This window comes from Mucilaginibacter sp. SG564, from assembly GCF_013149275.1.
GTDB lineage: Bacteria > Bacteroidota > Bacteroidia > Sphingobacteriales > Sphingobacteriaceae > Mucilaginibacter.
In genome coordinates this window covers 168,005-186,618 of sequence record NZ_JABGNA010000002.1, presented here as the reverse complement: position 1 = coordinate 186,618, position 18,614 = coordinate 168,005, and the positions used below count along the sequence as shown (strand labels likewise).

The following is an 18,614-nucleotide window of genomic DNA, read 5'->3' as shown; positions in this document are numbered from 1 at the left end:
TTATTTATATAAATAATTCATTTTAAGTAAATTTTAATAAATTATTGCTTTTTATTTAAGATGATTTGTTGCTTTTGACTGAAAAATGGTGAACTTGTTAATTTGAAAGAATAACTAAGGGAATCTTATCTTTATACTTTTATAAATAAAGATGGATTTTAAGATCACTTTTCCGGCTGGCTATAACGAAACCAATGAACTTGATGACAATATCGATGTTCATATTATACTTGAAAATGGTAACGTGTTTGTAGCTACACTATTTACGCTGGCAAATATTCAAAGATTAATGGCACAATCCGGTTCGGCCAGTTTCTGGGCATCTGATATGATCATCGCGGCAAACCTGAGCCACGAAGGTATCAGAGATACGATACAGGAAGTTATTGACGATGAGTATCTGGAACATGCCTGCACTCATATTGGCAGGATAGAAAAGCGGTATGCAGGTATGTCCTTTGATCAAATTCCTGATATGGCCGATGGTTATAAGCTTATTGGCAAACAAGGCTGATGACCAGGGGGATGATATAAAAATCAATAGACATTTGTCTTAATCCCCTCAGGGTCTCCTGAAAGAGACCCTGAGGTTGTTTCTAAACCAGTTTATACCTCAGGATCCTCTGCGAGAGACCGTGAGGGGACAGTAAAATCATTTTTAATTCCCTCCCCACGGGAGGGGCGCGTAGGACAGGTGTAATGGGAGGGTGGGGTTTCTGCGTGCAATGACTATTCTGTTTCATAAACCCCTTCCTCCCCTTCCCGAGGGAAGGAATCGCACAAGGCTTTGGCTGTTTTGATGATGCCATGCTCCGTCGAAGTATGGTGGGTAGGCCTCTGCGCTCCACCCCTCAACGGAGCTCAGGGTGACAACCCTGTTTTTGTGATGTTATTGATGTGCTATATCTACTCATGTGCTATTACCAGAAAGAGGTTTTATCATCAATCGAATTGATGTTCATAGGTATTTTGTTATCTATGGATTAACGTTAGACCTGTGATATTGATGCAAAAAGTGGGTTTACACATTTTTGCCTAAAAAATTATTAATTAATTGATTATCAGTAATTTAAATCGATGTAAACCCAAAAAAGTGTAAACCATGTAAACCCACTTTTTTGCTAATAGAGCCTATTCGTCCAACCCCGAATGATACATTAATTCGTGGCTGAGTATCCGGATAAGTCAAATAAAAAAAAGAGGCTGATCATGATTAATGATGTAGCCCCTTTTAGCAATATATTTAGGTTGAAAAATTTAAACCCGGATATAGATCTTCTTTTTATCCAGCAACCAGCCCACGCACCAGCAAATAAGCATATAGCTTATGGCAAATAGCAGCGAGCCGATAGCTCCCGGGGCTATTACCTGGTAAAGGGAAGTATTGATCCAGTCGTAAAAACTGGTTCCTTTTACGCTGAGCATGTAAAAGAATATCACCAGTATTTCTGACAGTACATAAATGGGTAATGGGTTTTTGCCCAGGATGGTGAAAAAGCGTGTCCAGTTGCCCTTGTTCCAATTGTTGATCTCCAAGGCGTAAACAAGGAATGATAGGATCACCAGGTCGAGCCCGGTGGTTACCAGTACAAATGAGCTTGTCCACAGCTTTTTGTTGATCGGGAATACCATGTTCCAGCATAAGGCCAGAAAGATGAACAGCGCGCCGGTAAGCAGCATTTTTGCTATGGTATCATAACCCTTGCCTTTTTGCTGTATGAATTTACCTGCGTAGTAACCAATAACCACGTTCACTATAGCAGGCAGCGTGCTCAGGATACCTTCGGGATCAAAGGCTATTTTTTCGCCATGATACATGTGGCTGTCGCCCAGGATGAATTTATCCAGGAATATGCCCGCATTGCCGGTCATGCTTAGGGGATCATTCGGGTCGCCAAAAACCAGCAGCAAGATCCAGTAGCCAATTAATAACAGTACAGATAGAATAACAACCGACTGCTTTGACAGAAAATGGATCATGAGCGAGGCGAAGCAATAGCATAAAGCTATCCGCTGCAATACGCCCATAATGCGGGTATTTGCAATAGGAGATAAGGAAACATGACCTCCCTTAAAACTAAAGAAGGGAAACCAATACATGAGATAGCCTATCAGGAAAATGAGGAGGGTGCGTTTAAATATTTTACCTAAAACAGCCGCATTGCCCAGTTCCTGGTAGCGTTTCATGGAAAAACTCATGGCATTGCCCACGGCGAATAGAAATGAAGGGAATACCAGATCGGTAGGGGTAAAGCCATGCCAGGTAGCATGTTCAAGTGGCGAGAAAGGGGCCGCGCCACTACCGGGCGTATTTACAATGATCATGAAACAGATAGTCATACCACGAAATACATCCAGCGACAGAAACCGCGTTGATGATTTATTCATAATTTATTATTTAGGTTTGGTGTGCTTAAAAACAGGGGCGTGATAAGCAATTGGTTAAAAAAGCTTACCAGGCGGGGTTAGCCCGGTAAGCTTTAGCTGAATTTTTATTAATAACCTGCGTTTTGTTTAAGTACAGGACTGCCGCCACTTGCACTTAAGTCAATTTGCCTTTGCGGGATAGGATAGTAATCATTTTTACCTTTAACATACTTTCCGCTCCTAAGGTCGGTAGTAACGGTGTTTTGGTATTTAAAATAGTTATTCAGCTCGGTATCGGCAATGCCCCACCTAACCAGGTCAAAAAAGCGGTGCCCCTCCATCGCTAATTCAATTTTGCGCTCAAAATAAATGGCTTTCAGAGCGAATGCCTGGCTGGAAAATGCCCCACCTGGATATGGGCTCACTTTATAATTAGCCGCCGGTGTATTTGTAAAACCCTTGGTTGGATTTGCAGGATCGATGTAGGTATGTACAAAGCCAATTGGATTTGCAGCCCTGTTACGCACCTGGTTCACATAATCTTCTGCCTTGGCCAGATTACCCTGCTGGGCTTCAACTTCGGCAGCCATTAAAAGCACATCGGCAAAGCGGATCACATTATAATTAATGGCCGAGCCTGGTGCCCAGGAGTGGTTATCGCCATCGGTATTTTGTGTCGCGTTCCAATAAACATTTTTTATTGGCGAGTAGGGGCCTGCATAGCTCTGATCCCGAACCCACGAGTCGCCCGGGTGTATACCCCAGTCAAGGTATGGAATACCGCGACGGCCTGCTGTCCAATCCAAACGGGGGTCGATATTACCGTCATCTGGTGTAAAGTCGTCAGATGATGACAGGTGCATATCATTTTTTATAGCGTGACTGTTAAAATCATCGAGGTAAGGCAAGCCGTTATTATCGGTACGGAAGTGGTTAACCAGATCGGCAGATGGCTGATAAAAACCGCAGCATGGGAATGGGCTGTCTGTGCCATAAGGGAAGTTCAGCATATCGCCATTGTTGGCATTGGTGGGGCCATCCGGGTCAACATTAGCTGCCATTTGTATAGCAAATACCGCTTCTTTTGAATTTTCTGTTTCTGGTGTAAAATTGTCATCAAACTTGTCGTTTAAGCCATATTTAAGGCCGTTTGAAGTAACACCATTCTGAATAACATCGTCAAACACGGTTTTTGCCTGTGGGTATTTTTGCTGATATAAGTAAGCTTTTGCCAGGTAAGATCCAGCTGCCCATTTATTGACCATGCCTACGCTTGATTGTGTAGCCGGCAGGTTCTTATAAGCAAAGTCAAGGTCGGCCTCTATTTTCGACCATACATCGGTATTGTTAGGCTGATTAAAATTGGTGGTCGTTTCGTCGATATAAGGCACATTTTTGAAGATCTTCCGCAGATCAAAGTAGTAATGTGCTCTTAAAAAACGGGCTTGCCCAATGATGTTGGCTTTTTCGGCATCAGTAAGGGTAGGTACCTTGGCTACTACCTTTAAAACAGTGTTGGCCCTTGAAATGCCTTCATAATCGGCCTTCCATTTACTGTTGTAAAAAACGTTGGTAGGGTCGCTGTAAAATTGCATGATGGGTTCAATCTCAGATACGTCGCCCGCTATACTGCCTTTATTCGCATCGCCGCCGGCCACGCCACCTAAAACCCAGTTATCTGGCGAGGTTTCCCAGGGATTGCCACCGCCTATGGCCGATGTGCCTGCCATGCCGTCTAAAGCGGCGTAAGTACCTACAAGCAGGCCATTAACGCCATCCTTTGTTTGGAGCAGAGGAGATTCCAAGGCCCCCAACAACGGCTTATCCAATGATTTTTTACATGAACTAATTGATATGGCAAGAGCCATACTTAAAGCGATATATATTTTTGTTCTCATTGTAATCGTGCTTAATGATTAATTATAATGTTAGATTAACACCAAATAAGAAGGTGCGGGGACTTGCATAGGTGCCTTCGTCAATTCCAAAAGTGGTATGCCCCTGACTGTCGGGTTGCCCCTGTAATTCAGGGTCGATGCCGGAGTATCCGGTTATCGTAAATAAGTTGGTCCCTGATACATATAATCTTAATTTTTGAATACCTAACTTTTTAAGGCCGTTTGGTGAAAAGGTGTAGCCTATCTGTGCATTACGCAGGCGTACATATGAACCATTTTCAACAAAATAAGAGTTTGGCTGTGCGTTACTGCTAAATGAAGAGTTAACTTCCTGTATTGGCGCTTTAGCGTTTTGGTTTGTTGGCGTCCAGGAATCATAAAGTGCTGTTTGGCTTTTAGCTGTGGTAAATGATGAGTAAAAGTCTCTCCAGCGTTTAACGTTGTTCCATATTTTGTTGCCAAAAACACCGTAAAATAACGCGTTAAAATCAAAGCCTGCGTAGGTAACCCCAAGGTTTAAGCCTGAAGTGAATTTAGGGTTAGGATTACCAATAAAAGTTCTGTCGGCATCTGTGATCTTACCATCGCCATTAACATCCGCATATTTGAAACGACCAACAGCTACATCCGTTTGGTAGGTTGCATTAGGATCATTTGACGCTTTTTGAACTTTTGCGTTAGCCGCATCTATTTCCTGTTGCGAGTTCCAGAAGCCTGCTATTTTATAACCATAAAATTCGCCGTATGAATGCCCTACCTCATTGCGTACAAATCCAATGTCAAAACCTCTGGGGTTATCGCTATCAAAATAATTGGCATCATTGGATACTTTGGTTATTTTATTGCTAAAGGTGGTAATGTTGAATGTGGCGTTAAATCCAACCTTGTTTACTTTAAAATTGGTAGCTATGCTGGCATCCAAACCGTCCGTTTTCATTTTAGCGATATTTACAAACGGTGGCGCGCCGTTGCCGATAGTGCCTAACACCTCCGGATTGTACAATAGATCGCGGATATCTTTACGATAGTAATCAACTGTAACGGTAATAGCGCTGTTTAATATAGAAGCGTCAAAACCTATGTTGGTATTGGCGTCTTTTTCCCATTTAGCGTTGGGATTACCAATTTGCGACTGATAAAAACCTGCTACAACGTTGTTGCCTCCATTAAGTGCATAATAAGATTGGCCTACGGCACTGCTAAACGCATCAAACCGGTTTGAAGAGGTGATGTTAAGCTGGTTACCCATAATGCCATATCCACCACGTATTTTCAAATCATTAAGCCATGCAGCACCTTTCATGAAGCCTTCCTGAGATATCCTCCAGCCTGCACTGAAAGCCGGGAACCAGCCATATTGATGAACTTGTGAGAAATTGGAGGCTCCGTCACGGCGAACGGTGGCATTGAAAAGATATTTGCCATCAAAAATGTAATCGGCCCTGGCAAATAACGAAAACAAGGATGATTCGCCACGATAGCTGTAGTTACTAGCGCTGCTCACATTACCTGTGCTTAAATCAACATAGTTAGGGTCAAAACTAAAATATCCTTGTCTTGCACCACCCAGGTTGCTGGAGTAGCTCTGATTAGCTTCTGAGCCTACCAGTACCTTAATATCATGCTTATTAATTGTTTTATGATAAGCTAAAGTATTGGTCCAGGTCCAGTTATAATTGCTGTATGAATCCTCATTATACTGATTGGTTTGCGAGTTCTCTACGTTTTCATATTGAGGATAGGTGAAGCTATGAGAGGCCCCGGAAGCCGTTTCGCCACCAAAACTGGTGCGTATAGTAAAGTCATTTAAAAAATCAGCTTCCGCAAATACGTTTCCAAACAGCCTGTAAGCAAGCGATTTATTGTTTCTTGTGCGTTGCTGCATAGCTACGGGGTTAAAGGCATCGCCCAGGCCAGATCCGTTATCACCGGCATAGTTGCCCTTAATGTCATATACAGGGATAATAGTTTGCTCCCTGAAGGCATGAGCTATAACCGCATCACCATTGTTATAGCCTACCTGAGGATTATTAACTACGGAATAAGCCAGGTTTTCGCCAATGCGCACATGCTTATTGAAATTGTGCTGACTGTTGGCACGAATGGTATACCTTTTTTCGTAGGTATTGATCAGTGTACCTTGTTGATTGAAATAATTTAACGAGAACAAATAACTTCCCTGTTCATTGCCTGAGCTTACGGCCAGGTTGTGGCTGGTCATAGGGGCGGTTTTAAATATTTCGTGGTACCAGTCTGTACCGGCTTTGTTAGCTTTGGTGATCCGGTAAAAACTGTTGTAATCGTCGGAAGTGGTATAATTAGGGTTTACGTAGTACAATGAAGGATCGGTAGATGGATCTCCATTTTTTGCACCAGCCGGTGAAATGTAATCAGGTAAAGTATAAGTTGAGCCTTTTCCATCAGGGTTATACTGATCGTCCTGAAAATCGGTAACACCAGAGTTTGCCTGGGCCAGGTGTTTTAAATCGGCGAGCTCCTGAGGGGTTAACGTGTGCCATACGTTGCCTCCCTTAGGTACCTGCCTCCCGTAGTAGGCATCATATTGAATAGTAACTTTTCCCTTGCCTTTTTTAGTAGTGATGATAATTACACCGTTAGATGCACGCGCGCCATATATAGAGGCCGAGCTGGCATCCTTTAATATTTGAAAGTTTTCAATATCGTTAGGGTTAATGGTGCTGATATCCTGTGTTGGTATACCGTCAACAACGTATAATGGATCGTTATTGCCAAAGGAGTTGAAGCCCCGTATACGTACTTGTGGTTCGGCACCAGGCTGACCAGATCCTATGATGGTAACACCGGATGCCTGACCTTGTAACTGGCTATTTACCGATCCTGAAGCTTGCTTGTTCATGGCTTGTACATCAACCACAGCTACGGCGCCTGTCAAATCCTTTTTCCTTTGAGTCGCATAACCTACTACAACCACCTCGTTCAGTGATTTTGATTCTTCTGCCAGGATTACGTTGATAGAAGTTTTTCCATTAACGGCTATCCGTTGAGTGGTGAAGCCTAGGAAAGTAAACTCCAGCGTACCATTGCCATCGGGCAGCGTGAGGCTGTATTTACCATTAACATCAGTTACCGTACCTAACGAAGTTCCCGCCAGTTTAACACTTACTCCGGGAAGCGGGGTGCCGCTCGCGTCCTTAATCACCCCGGTTACGGTAACCGTTGCAATGGCTTTGCCATCGGCAGGTTTAATGATAATAATATCATCAACTACCTGGAACGTTAATGGTTGGTTCTGAAGCACATTTTTCATCACCGTTTCGATGCTGGCGTCTTGTAACTCAACGTTTATTTTTTTGTCGGCATTTACCTGATCAAGCCGGTAAAAAACAGTGTATTTACTGTTCTTTTCTATCTGCCTGAACATCTGTTTTACCGAAATGTTATTAAGGTTAAAATTGTAAACGTTTTGTGAATAAACGGCAGCATGTATGTGCATTATACCCGTAAAGAGCAAAACAGTAACAAGCTTCATAATTTTAATGGTTTTTTGCCATGCATGCGCAGGCCATACAGATTTTCTGTCAAAATTTATCATAAATTTGTGTTTGTTAATTAGTTAATACTAGGCTTCCCCAAGCGTAGGGTATTAGCTATTAATTTTTACATAGCCCGGAGTGTTAGCGCACGCCGGGTTTTTTATTGAAAAGAGAAGGAGTTATTTTTTTGCCATATGCGCTTTTTTAATAGTTATGTTTTATTGTTGATTAGTTGGTTTCTTTAGTGATGGTTACGGTATTGCCTGTTATGGTATAGTCAATGTCTGTATTCCCTTTTATTAAGCTCAATACCTTATCAATGGTGGCTATATTTTTAAAGCTTCCATAATACCTAATGTTCTGTAACCCGACATCATTCATGATTATTTTTACGTTGTATCGGCGTTCCAGTACCCTTGATATTTCATTAAGGGTATTTCCGTCAAACACCAGCAGATCCTCTTTCCAGCCATCATATTTATCCATCTTGGCCGAATCGATCTGTAATACCTGTATCTCGTTCAGATCATGTTGGTCATCGGGTTTATAAGTGTATTTTTCTTTTTGCTGCTGATAGTATATTCGCAATACCTGCCATGGCTTAACATATATGCGGCTCATTTCGCGTGTATTATTATCAATATTGCCTTCAACAGAAACCTCTCCCTTTACAACTGTTGTTTCAAAGAAAGAGTCGTTAGAGTATGATTTCAAATTAAACTTGGTGCCGATATCCCTAACGGTATAATTTTTTGTGTTTACAATAAATGGTATTGTTTTTTTACCCGGAGCTATTTCAAAAAATGCCTCACCCTCCAAATAAACGGTGCGGTTTTTTTTGCCAAAATCAGTATTATAGTTCAGCTTGCTGCCGGCGTTTAACCAAACCAGGGTGCCATCGGTTAAAACTATCTTTTTTATACCTCCCTGCTTAACAGATACTACTCTGATGCTTTGCACATTTTGCGCATAATGCCTTACTAATAAAACAGACAATATACCAACCAGCGCTACAGCCGCCGCCACTTTACTCCATTTGTACAATTGCCTGTATTTTGTTTCCTGGGGCAGTGTCGACAAAAATTTGTGATATGCTTTTTCTTCATCAACAATTTCTGGCTTCAGGTACAACATATTTTGCCAGCTTTCATACAACTGGGCAAAGTACTGCTCATTTTCCGGATGCGCTTTTACCCATTCCCTTATGCGATCTGTCTCCTGCTCGTCGGCCTCACGGGTAATGTACTTTACCAGTAATAATTTTATCTCTTCGTTATCCATTCTTATTATATTAGCAAGACAACTAAAAAACGGCTTACCCTCAAAACTTTATAAAATATTTTTTATAAATATTCGGCAATGGGCATTAAAACCCCGAATTAATTGTGTTTATGCTACACTATGCAGAATGTTTTATAATTACTTTATCATTATTTCGATATTAAATTTGAAACTTTTAAATTTTTTTAGCTAACTTGTTAAAGTTTTTTAAAAAGTGCCTCATTTTGATTTGATTATGAATAAATGATTACTAAAAGCGACGAGATACTCATTACAAAACTTACGCAGGGTGATGCAAGGGCTTTTGAAGCTTTATTTAAGCTTTATTATACCCGGCTTACGATTTTTTGCAACCGTTTTGTTAATGATCTTTCTATTGCTGAAGAAATTGTTGCCGATGTTTTCGCTCTTTTATGGGAAAAAGGTCATGAGGTTAGTTTTTCAACTTCGGTTGGGTCTTATTTGTTTAAAATGGTACAAAACCGAAGCCTGAATTACTTAAAACATCAAAAAATAGAAAACTTATACGTGGCTTATCTGGAAAAGAATAATCTTTTTGATGAGGTACGTAACACCGTAGAAAGTGGGTATGAAGAAAAGGAACTAACCCGGCAGATTAATGCGGCTATTGACACCCTGCCCCAGAAATGCCGTGAAATTTTTGTGATGAGCCGTTTCAGCGATATGAAGTATAAAGAGATTGCCAGTAAGCTCAATATCTCTCCTAAAACTGTTGAGCGCCAGGTGAGCATAGCGCTCGAAAAGCTGCGGCAAACTTTAAAACATGTAACTTACCTGTTTTTTCTATAATTACTCCCGAAATATTTTATAAAAAGTAAATCTTTATTGGATATTTGATCGTAAAATAATGCTGTTACGTAACCCCCTTTTGTAACTGGTATAAGTATGCGAATAAAGCTGTTGTTATTATTAACAGGTGTGCTGTTAATTGAATTTGGTTATTACTTATATAAAAGATATTCTTTTGAACCAAGGCATTTATCCCGGCACGAAATAAAGCACAAAAACAACATACTCCGGATTGGTATTATTGGCGATAGCTGGGCCAGCGGAACCACGCTCGATACCATTATCAGCGATGAGTTTTTAAAGCATGGTTTAAAAACAGAGATCATTTCATTTGGCGAGCCGGAGGCCAAAACAAAACAGATATATGATAACCTTTACACCAACCCGGGTACGCCTTACTCCAGCAGCGAAATTTTACACCACAACCTTGATTACTGCATTGTTTTAGCAGGTACCAGTGATGCCGCCGGTGAAATGGGGGCCAAGTTTTACGCTTATTACTGTTCGCTCATTATAGGAGATCTGTTAAAAAATAACATCGAGCCTGTTTTTGTGACCATGCCCGATTTTGGTTTTAAGGAAACCACCGATAGTTTGGATGTATTACAAAAGGCCCGTAACGAAGTAGTTTCTTTAATTATTGATAATGGCAGTACGGGTAGCCTTGATGATTACCGCAAACAGGTTAATCAGTTGTTAAAAGACACCCATCTGCAGGATTCAACCATAGTGGTGCCCTTTAGTATGGTATGTGATAATTATAAAAAACATAAGATCCTCTATCGAAACAGTGGCCACCTGTCAACAATTGGGAAGCAAAAAATGGGGAAACTGATAGTGCAGTATATTTTGAATCAACTATATCGAAATAATTCGACAGTGCCTTCGGGTAGCCGGGATATAGTTAACGCTAAGCCCAAAGCACCACATATGCTTTCCTCAGGAAGTTAGGGCTTCCAGCTTTTTAATATCGCGATAGCAGATATAAAGCGGTATAATGCCAAAAATGCCAAAGCAGCAATCAATAAAGCGCCAGTAAATGGGGATACCGCGTATCGGACCTGCGATAAAGGCCAATGGAAACACCATAATACAGGCGATCATCCCAAACTGGATAACCCAGATGTTTTTTACAGGATCTTTTAACGGCCCAACAAATGCCATGGCTATTACCAGGTGGCCGAATGCCAGCCAATCGGTACCATAACTTAAGTAAGGATAGTTTTGATTGGTAGTTTTTACGGCCAGGTACACCTTCATGATCCAAGGTTGCATAAATGTGGGGAAAGCCTGGGCGTGTGCCGCGAAAAAGGCCAGTTCAGTTTCGATGGGGAAGGCAGTTACACCACTTAATACTAAGCCGATGATGAATATAATGATCCAGGTTTTTACCTTTTTGCGTAATTGCTGCTCGTGTTGAACCATGCAGTGAATGTAATGGTTTTATAAAGTTATTGCCCGCAATATTTTTTAATAAAGCTGTCGGCTTTATCGCTGCCTATATTGCGGATAAAGGTCCAGTCGGTGCAGGCGCCTTCTTTATCACCCTGTTTTAATTTTTGATTAGCCTGTTTCAGCAGGTCGCTGATCAGCTCGTCGTCAAAACCCAACTGTTTTTTTAAGGCCAGAATGGCAGGTTCTTTACTGGTATCTGCTGTGCCTTTGTATTTATTGATATAGTAATTAGTTACGGCGTTTTCCAACTCCTGCCGGTTTTTATAATCATCAATGGCGGCCTGCATATTTGCCGTGTTATTCTGATAGCCGCAGTTGGTTTGGGACGGATCGAAACGAATAGGTTGTACCAGGTTGGTGTTTTCGTTGTAGTCGGTTGGTATAGTCCAATGCCCTGATGTAAGTTTGATAACCCGCAGGGCCTCATCATCCAGGTCGATACCCAGGCCCCGCTGAACGCTGGCGCTGGTAACCTTGCCGTTACGGTCAATCCTGAATGCTACATCAATAGTGCCCGAAATACAATTTTTGCTGGAATATTCTGGATATACTATCTTGGTTCTTAAAAAATCCAGGAGCGCGTTTTGGCCGCCTTTGAAAGCAGGCTGGGCGGAGGCCATTAATGCCGTTGTTACCATCAGCGAAACGAATATAAACAGGCGCTTTATCATCCTATAAATATCGACAATAAAACGGATATAAAGTTTAATATGAATTAGCTTTTACGTGGGGTTAGAAGCCTAAAACCAAGCCAGGATCGGGAACATTCAGCCGGTATTTTTCCTTTTCGGAGTATTTACATACGCCGGGATAGTCGCCATATTTACCTTCCATATCATACATGAGCTGAAAATGCAGGTGTGGCGGCCACTGACCGTTCTCCTGGTTGTTGCCCAGTGTGGCTATCTGCTGGTTTTTACGGATGGGCATACCAACTGTCAGTCCGTTCAAGCTTTTGCGGCTTAGGTGCCCGTAGAGGCTGTACAGGGTTAGGCCATCAAGGTTATGTTGCAATATAATGGCTGGGCCATAGTCGCCCAGGTTATTATTATCCTGAAAGCTGTGAACTGTACCATCAAACGGCGAATAAATAAGCGTACCTGCATCGCCCCAGATATCAACGCCTAAATGCAAGCGGCGCGGCTCATCATCGGTATCAAAGTGTGAACTCACGGCGTAAATGGTGCGGTGCTCCATATAGCCGCCAATGCCATACCGGGAGTTACTGGCTTTTAATTTCTCACTTACCCAATCAGTAAACCGTTGTGTATCGGCAATGATATCTATATTAAGGTCGGTGTTAGCGGCGGTAAAATCCAACGGAAAAAGCCGGTCGGAGCCGGCATTATAATCAACCACTTTGCCAATGGCTGCAGGGTTGTTTTGCAAGTAAGTTTTTAAACGGGCATGCGGATCCATCCGGCAGTGTTATTCGGTATCGGGCTGGCGCTCTTCTTTGCTTAGTTTTTCAAATATCTTGTCCATACGCTCTACGTATTCGCTGGTGTCGTCCACAAAAAACTCCAACTGCGGAATGATCCTTACCTGGTCTTTAATACGGGCGCCTAGTTTATACCTGATCTCGGATGCGTGTGATTTAATGGTTTGCAGGGCCAGTTGCAGGTTGTTGTTGCCAAAAAAGCTTAAAAATATACGGGCGATGGCCAAGTCTGGTGTTACGCGTACTTTAGTAATGGTTACCAGGGTATTTGGCAAATAGTTCATGCCTTCGCGCTGAAATATGGCGGCCAGATCCTGCTGTATTACTCCGGCAAATTTTTGCTGACGTTTTGATTCCATAATAGTTAATTAACGCCACTGTGGCAAATGAGTTTTATTTATTTGGTTTAGAACGGCTGAAATATAGCAGGCGTTGTGAATGATTAAAGCTATTAATAATAACGTATTAATTGCAAATGTCCTGGGGTATCTCTTTGGTTATTTTTATAACTTTTTTTACAACCAGGGTACTGTCATACTCAGATCCCATACCTTCTTTTCCTGATTTTGATTTGATACCTTCTACCTCCACATATACAGGCTCGTAAGGTTTTTCGAAATTGAGCTGTGAGTATTGCAATTCTAACTGGGCCGAACTGTCGGTAACCCAAAACTCTCTGCCGCTATCGCAATCTTTGAATGATTTTATTTCGGGGCCAAAACTATATAAACCCTTAAAAACTGTTTGTTCTTTGGCTTTTGATGAGTTCCTGTTACATGAGCATGCAGCAATTAAAACAAGTAAGAACGCGAAATATTTAATATACCCTATCCTCATACCGCAAATTTACAAATCCTGTTTGATTTCATCTAAACCTTTAATACTTAATCGTGCGCTAATGCCTGATGCTATTACAGAAATGATGCCAACTGTTAAAAATACCAAGGCAACATCAACCGGGTTAATATCAACCGGATAAGCATCAATCACCGACATTTGCGCGCCCATTTTTATCCAGCCAAAATGCTGTTGCAGCAGGCAGAATATCAGGCCCAAAGCAATGCCGGCAATACAGCCGATGAGAGATATCATCATCCCTTCAAAAAAAAAGATGCCTTGAATGGTTTGCTTGTTGGCACCAAGGCTGCTTAGTATGGCAATGTCCTTTCGCTTATCAATTACTAGCATGGTTAACGAACCAATAATGTTAAATATTGCTATGATCAGTACAAAGGTGAGTATCATAAATATCGACCAACGCTCATAGTTCAAGGTTTTGTAAAGTTCGGTGTTTTGCTGTTTGCGATTTTTTATGGTGAATGTTTTGCCAATATCTTCTATTAATTTGCTTTGTACCGATGCCAGATTGGTGCCTTTTTTATAAGTAAGCTCAATAGATGATACCTCTTTGGGCTGATCAAGCAGATCGCGGGCAAACTCCAGGGGAGTTACTACAATATCGTCAAACTCCTGCTGAATACCAAACACGCCGGATGGATTGATGGAGCGAACCACAAATTCATTAAGCGGATTGTCTGAACTTTCCGTCCCCCGTCTGGGCGAGTATATTTGTATGGGCGAAAGCTCATCATGAACATTAATACCCAGATTATTTTGAATAGTAGCTCCAATAACAGCGAAGTTGCGCCCTCCGCTTTTTAAGGTAAAAGAGCCCACCTGTACGGTGCTATCCAGCTGTTTGTTTTTCAAGAAATCGTCACTTACTCCCTTTAAAGTCGCCAGGAAGGTTTTGTCGCCATATTTGATCAGTGCTTTTTCCTGCAATACTTCGGTGTAGGAAATAAGGCGTTTATCCTGATGCAAGGTATTAAAATAGGCGGTATCCGGATTAAAAGTTTTACCAAGGCGGGTTTCTATCTTGATCTCTGGGGTAAAGTTGCTGTACAACGAAAGGATCACTTTTTCGAAACCATTGAATACCGATAAAATAATGATGAGCGCTGCGCTGCCAATTAAAACACCGAGCATGGAAATACCCGAAATGATATTAATAGCGTGCATTTTTTTGCCCGAAAAAAGGTACCGTTTAGCTATATATACCGAGGTGTTCAATTAGTTTTGGAGTTGTAAGTTGCAAGTTATGAGTTGGGAAGGACTTTTGACTTTTTAATTTTGACTTTTAATTTAAAAACGGGTTGTTTTGTTTTTCGTAACCGATAGTAGTTTCTGGGCCGTGGCCAGGATAAACTATGCAATCATCGGGCAGGCGAAACAATTTGGTGGTAATGTTATCCATTAATGTACTAAAATTGCCGCCGGGAAGATCATACCGGCCGATGCTCAGCCTGAACAGCACGTCGCCGCCTATCAGTATATTGGCTTCCTTGTCATAAAAACATAACGAGGCAGGCGAATGGCCAGGAGCAAAGATCAAATGCAAGGTGGTATTGCCAAATTGGATGCTGCCGGTTTCGGGCAGAAACTCATCGGGCAGGGGAGATACTTCATAACGGATGCCCATTTGCGGGGCATAGGCTACTACAGCAGCTAGTACTTCAGATTCTCCCTCGTGAAATTTTGGTTTTAGCCCGTACGTGTCAAATACAAATTTGTTACCCAATACATGGTCGATATGGCAATGGGTGTTTAATAACAATACCGGTGTTAAGTTATTGTCCCTTATAAAATGTGTAAGCGCGTTTTGTTCGGAAGCGGTATACATCCCCGGATCAATGATCACACATTCGCCGGTTTCGTCATATAAAAGATAGGTGTTTTCCTGGTAAGGATTATTCACAAACGATTTCACTTTTGCCATGGCCCAAAAGTAAGGATTTTATTGATTTGGGAATTCGGATGTTCGATTTCGGATTTATTTGATAGAAGAATTTTTCTGAACCATGATTAACTCCGTTGAGGGCTACGCCGTTTGTGGGATTTGAGGATTACCACGATATTAAAAAATCCTATAATCCTTTAATCTGGTAAATCATGGTTCAGATAAAATCCGGAATCAAAACTAATCTTCTACCAACTCCACCTCTGCAACCGGGCTAAATAGATAAACGCGCTTGGTAGCTATCTCTGTACATTTAAAACGCTTGCGCAATTGCTCTTCCTTGCGGAAGATCCTGCCGCCTTTTATTTTGAATAGTGCTTTTAGCGGCACTTTTTCTACCGTAAGTACAGATTCTTTAGGCGCGTCATATTTGCGTAGGGAACGGTACAAATTCAAGTCCGAGCAGCTGGATGCTGCCGGGTTATTCAGATAGCTGGTAATGGCATGTTTTACATCGGCAGGGAAAATGTCTTTTTCAAAAAAAGGCTGCATCATTTTTTTGAAATTGGCCTTCCATTCTGTGCCATGTGGTTTGGCTTTTTGTTTATGTTCGTTCCAGGTGTGCAGATGCGCGAATTCATGTACTGTAGTTACCAGGAAAGCGTATGGGTTAAGATCGTAATTAACGGAGATGCGGTGACCTTTGCCGCCGTAAGGTGCACGGTAATCGCCAAATTTACTGCCGCGGTTACGCGAAATTTTAAATTCACATTTAAAGTAATCAATCCAGCGGCCAATAAGGGGAGCCGCGTCTGGCGGAAGATACTTTTCTAAAACTTTTACTTTATCCAATTTTTACCTCTATACAAATATAGGGAATCATCGGTTCATAGTTGATGGCTCATGGATCATAGCCAGAAGTTTTTAAAGTATTTACAAAGAGATTATTATTTGTTCATAATCCAAAATCTATCAACCATGAACCCAAAGCCTATTTCAGCCAATGGTAAACTATAAAGCTGGCGGTATAAGCCAGGGCAGTCATATAGGCAAACTGCACGGCGGGCCAGCGCCAGTTTTTGGTTTCGCGATATACCACGGCGACGGTGCTGGCACATTGCATAGCGAAGGCATAAAACATCATGAGCGAAAACGCGACGGCCAGTGTAAATACCGGCTGCCCGGTATTGGGATTGGTTGCCTCGTGCATTTTTTCCTGAACCGATTGCATTTTATCCGCATCGCCTTCCACGCTGTAAATGGTGGCCATGGTGCCTACAAAAACCTCTCGGGCAGCAAAGGAGCTGATGAGGGCTATGCCTATCTTCCAGTCGAAGCCTAATGGTTTAATTACCGGTTCAATCACGTGGCCAAATACGCCGGCGTAAGAACTTTCCAGTTTTTCTGAGGCGATAACCTTGGTGAGGCTATCGAGTGTCATGGTTTTTACGTATTGCGGTTGATGGTACTTTTGATCAATTTTGGCAAAAGTATCGCCGGGGCCATATGATTTCAACACCCATAATATCACCGATACGGCAATGATTACCTTCCCTGCCTGTAGCACAAATGTTTTGGAACGGTCATACATAGTAAAGCCCACGTTTTTCCATCGGGGCATACGATATACAGGTAGTTCCATAATAAAATAACCACGTTCGCGGGCTTTTAAAATAAACTTCATGACAAAAGCTACCGTAACTGCCGAAACAATGCTGAGCAGATACATAGCGGTAAGTGCGAGGCCCTGCAGGTTAAATATCCACCATACGTTGCGGTTGGGTACCACCAGCGCGATCATCAGCGTATAAATAGGCAATCGCGCTGAACACGCTACCAAAGGGGTAACCATAATGGTGATCATCCTGTCTTTCCAGTTTTCGATGTTGCGGGTACTCATGATAGAGGGCACCGCGCAGGCAAAACCACCAATAAGCGGCACCACCGATTTGCCGTTGAGGCCCACCTTACGCATCACCTTATCCATCATAAAGGTAACGCGCGACATATAGCCAGTATCTTCTAAGATGGATATCAACGCGAAGAGGATAGCAATCTGCGGTATAAATACCATTACTCCGCTTAATCCGGCAAGCACACCATCAACTATCAAACTTACCAGCGGACCGGCAGGCAATATATTACTGATTACTTTTTGCAGCCAGATAAACAGATCCTCGATCAGCGACATAGGGTAGGCCGACCAGGAAAATATGGCCTGGAAGATGAACATGAGTATGGCAAAGAAGATCACAAAGCCGAACATCTTATGCGTCAATATCTTATCAATTTTATTGCTTACGGTTTCGTCATGTGCCGTTTCGGGCTTTTTAACCGTATCGTACAATAAATCGTTGATGAAATTATAGCGGGCGATGGTTTCTGCGGCCTGGGATTTTTGTGAATGAAACGAAAACTCGTGTTCCAGTTTTTCTATCCTGTCGCTTTGCTCGGTGGAAAGATAGCTCAGCGTTTCATGCTGATGCGCCAGTTGCAGGGCAAGGTAAGAGTTGTCGATCTTCAGATCGTCTTTGATCTGCGCTATAATTTGCGGGGCAATAACTTCTACATCAATGGTATCTTGCTGCAGGGCTATTTTATTGGTGTGGGCGATAGCGTTTTTAAGCTGGTCGATGCCTTTGATCTTACGTGCCGAGATTGGCACTACCTGCACCCCCAATTTTTTAGCGAACAGGTTGATGTCGATATCAATACCTGCTTTTTCAGATACGTCGATCATGTTTAAAGCCACCACGATGGGTATTTTCAAATCGGCTATCTGGGTATAAAGCAATAAATTGCGTTTCAGGTTGGAGGCATCCAGTATTACCACGATCAAATCGGGTGTTAGTCCTTTGGCTTTATCCGCCAATACCGAAAATACAACGGATTCGTCTTTACTTTTGGGATAAATACTATAGGTACCGGGCAGGTCAATGATTTCGGCGGTGCGGCCATCAGGGAGCTGACAAAAGCCAGTTTTTTTATCAACAGTAACCCCAGGAAAATTTCCTATTTTTTGATTAAGACCGGTTAGTATATTAAAGAGAGTTGATTTACCGGTGTTGGGATTTCCTACAAGTGCAACTCTTATATCGGCTTTCAAT

16 protein-coding genes are annotated in these 18,614 nt (G+C 42.1%); 3 read left to right on the top strand and 13 right to left on the bottom strand.

Annotation, left to right across the window (positions count from 1 at the left end; translation table 11 throughout):
• Positions 1–151: 151 nt before the first annotated feature.
• Positions 152–514, top strand: a complete 363-nt coding sequence (locus tag FHW89_RS05365; protein ID WP_172333997.1) for a hypothetical protein — start codon at positions 152–154, stop codon at positions 512–514.
• 743 nt (positions 515–1,257) lie between these two features.
• Here the strand turns inward: FHW89_RS05365 and FHW89_RS05360 are convergent.
• The 4 genes from FHW89_RS05360 to FHW89_RS05345 form a co-directional block, all read right to left on the bottom strand.
• On the bottom strand, positions 1,258–2,388 hold the full coding sequence (locus tag FHW89_RS05360) for an acyltransferase family protein (protein ID WP_172333996.1): 1,131 nt from the start codon (positions 2,386–2,388) through the stop codon (positions 1,258–1,260).
• Positions 2,389–2,495: 107 nt separating this feature from the next.
• Positions 2,496–4,265 (bottom strand): RagB/SusD family nutrient uptake outer membrane protein, encoded by a 1,770-nt coding sequence (locus FHW89_RS05355; RefSeq protein WP_172333995.1) that lies wholly within the window; start codon positions 4,263–4,265, stop codon positions 2,496–2,498.
• 22 nt (positions 4,266–4,287) lie between these two features.
• On the bottom strand, positions 4,288–7,776 hold the full coding sequence (locus FHW89_RS05350) for a TonB-dependent receptor (protein WP_216650490.1): 3,489 nt from the start codon (positions 7,774–7,776) through the stop codon (positions 4,288–4,290).
• Positions 7,777–8,008: 232 nt separating this feature from the next.
• Positions 8,009–9,061: a FecR family protein gene (locus tag FHW89_RS05345; protein WP_172333993.1), complete on the bottom strand. Its 1,053-nt coding sequence runs from the start codon at positions 9,059–9,061 to the stop codon at positions 8,009–8,011.
• A 243-nt stretch (positions 9,062–9,304) separates the two neighbouring features.
• Here FHW89_RS05345 and FHW89_RS05340 point away from each other — a divergent pair, with 243 nt between their 5' ends.
• Both FHW89_RS05340 and FHW89_RS05335 read left to right on the top strand, forming a co-directional pair.
• Positions 9,305–9,871 (top strand): RNA polymerase sigma-70 factor, encoded by a 567-nt coding sequence (locus FHW89_RS05340; RefSeq protein ID WP_172333992.1) that lies wholly within the window; start codon positions 9,305–9,307, stop codon positions 9,869–9,871.
• Between the two features lie 96 nt (positions 9,872–9,967).
• The gene (locus tag FHW89_RS05335) at positions 9,968–10,822 is read left to right on the top strand and encodes a hypothetical protein (protein ID WP_172333991.1); all 855 of its coding nucleotides are present in this window, start codon (positions 9,968–9,970) and stop codon (positions 10,820–10,822) included.
• Here FHW89_RS05335 and FHW89_RS05330 read toward each other — a convergent pair.
• The 9 genes from FHW89_RS05330 to feoB all read right to left on the bottom strand — a co-directional run bounded on the left by FHW89_RS05330 (position 10,811) and on the right by feoB (position 18,613).
• Positions 10,811–11,296, bottom strand: a complete 486-nt coding sequence (locus FHW89_RS05330; RefSeq protein ID WP_172333990.1) for a hypothetical protein — start codon at positions 11,294–11,296, stop codon at positions 10,811–10,813. The genes FHW89_RS05335 and FHW89_RS05330 overlap by 12 nt on opposite strands.
• A gap of 26 nt (positions 11,297–11,322) precedes the next feature.
• Positions 11,323–11,997 (bottom strand): energy transducer TonB, encoded by a 675-nt coding sequence (locus FHW89_RS05325; protein ID WP_172333989.1) that lies wholly within the window; start codon positions 11,995–11,997, stop codon positions 11,323–11,325.
• A 61-nt stretch (positions 11,998–12,058) separates the two neighbouring features.
• Complete coding sequence (locus FHW89_RS05320; protein WP_172333988.1) at positions 12,059–12,745, bottom strand: peptidoglycan DD-metalloendopeptidase family protein; 687 nt, start codon at positions 12,743–12,745, stop codon at positions 12,059–12,061.
• Between the two features lie 9 nt (positions 12,746–12,754).
• A complete protein-coding gene (gene rbfA / locus FHW89_RS05315; RefSeq protein ID WP_172333987.1) occupies positions 12,755–13,126 on the bottom strand; it encodes a 30S ribosome-binding factor RbfA in 372 nt (123 codons plus the stop codon).
• Positions 13,127–13,232: 106 nt separating this feature from the next.
• Positions 13,233–13,604: a hypothetical protein gene (locus FHW89_RS05310; RefSeq protein WP_172333986.1), complete on the bottom strand. Its 372-nt coding sequence runs from the start codon at positions 13,602–13,604 to the stop codon at positions 13,233–13,235.
• Between the two features lie 9 nt (positions 13,605–13,613).
• Complete coding sequence (locus FHW89_RS05305; protein WP_253952175.1) at positions 13,614–14,789, bottom strand: FtsX-like permease family protein; 1,176 nt, start codon at positions 14,787–14,789, stop codon at positions 13,614–13,616.
• Positions 14,790–14,907: 118 nt separating this feature from the next.
• A complete protein-coding gene (locus tag FHW89_RS05300) occupies positions 14,908–15,546 on the bottom strand; it encodes an MBL fold metallo-hydrolase (RefSeq protein WP_172333984.1) in 639 nt (212 codons plus the stop codon).
• A gap of 201 nt (positions 15,547–15,747) precedes the next feature.
• Positions 15,748–16,359 (bottom strand): SprT family zinc-dependent metalloprotease, encoded by a 612-nt coding sequence (locus tag FHW89_RS05295; protein ID WP_166094937.1) that lies wholly within the window; start codon positions 16,357–16,359, stop codon positions 15,748–15,750.
• Positions 16,360–16,498: 139 nt separating this feature from the next.
• Complete coding sequence (feoB, locus tag FHW89_RS05290) at positions 16,499–18,613, bottom strand: ferrous iron transport protein B (RefSeq protein ID WP_172333983.1); 2,115 nt, start codon at positions 18,611–18,613, stop codon at positions 16,499–16,501.
• Position 18,614 lies beyond the last annotated feature (1 nt).

Excerpts from the sequence above, each read along its gene's own strand:
- FHW89_RS05360 (WP_172333996.1), bottom strand. The coding sequence starts at position 2,388 with ATGAATAAATCATCAACGCGGTTTCTGTCGCTGGATGTATTTCGTGGT.
- FHW89_RS05305 (WP_253952175.1), bottom strand. The coding sequence starts at position 14,789 with ATGCACGCTATTAATATCATTTCGGGTATTTCCATGCTCGGTGTTTTA.
- FHW89_RS05350 (WP_216650490.1), bottom strand. The coding sequence starts at position 7,776 with ATGAAGCTTGTTACTGTTTTGCTCTTTACGGGTATAATGCACATACAT.
- FHW89_RS05365 (WP_172333997.1), top strand. The coding sequence starts at position 152 with ATGGATTTTAAGATCACTTTTCCGGCTGGCTATAACGAAACCAATGAA.
- FHW89_RS05325 (WP_172333989.1), bottom strand. The coding sequence starts at position 11,997 with ATGATAAAGCGCCTGTTTATATTCGTTTCGCTGATGGTAACAACGGCA.
- FHW89_RS05310 (WP_172333986.1), bottom strand. The coding sequence starts at position 13,604 with ATGAGGATAGGGTATATTAAATATTTCGCGTTCTTACTTGTTTTAATT.
- FHW89_RS05335 (WP_172333991.1), top strand. The coding sequence starts at position 9,968 with ATGCGAATAAAGCTGTTGTTATTATTAACAGGTGTGCTGTTAATTGAA.
- FHW89_RS05345 (WP_172333993.1), bottom strand. The coding sequence starts at position 9,061 with ATGGATAACGAAGAGATAAAATTATTACTGGTAAAGTACATTACCCGT.
- FHW89_RS05340 (WP_172333992.1), top strand. The coding sequence starts at position 9,305 with ATGATTACTAAAAGCGACGAGATACTCATTACAAAACTTACGCAGGGT.
- FHW89_RS05330 (WP_172333990.1), bottom strand. The coding sequence starts at position 11,296 with ATGGTTCAACACGAGCAGCAATTACGCAAAAAGGTAAAAACCTGGATC.
- FHW89_RS05320 (WP_172333988.1), bottom strand. The coding sequence starts at position 12,745 with ATGGATCCGCATGCCCGTTTAAAAACTTACTTGCAAAACAACCCTGCA.
- FHW89_RS05300 (WP_172333984.1), bottom strand. The coding sequence starts at position 15,546 with ATGGCAAAAGTGAAATCGTTTGTGAATAATCCTTACCAGGAAAACACC.
- rbfA (WP_172333987.1), bottom strand. The coding sequence starts at position 13,126 with ATGGAATCAAAACGTCAGCAAAAATTTGCCGGAGTAATACAGCAGGAT.
- FHW89_RS05355 (WP_172333995.1), bottom strand. The coding sequence starts at position 4,265 with ATGAGAACAAAAATATATATCGCTTTAAGTATGGCTCTTGCCATATCA.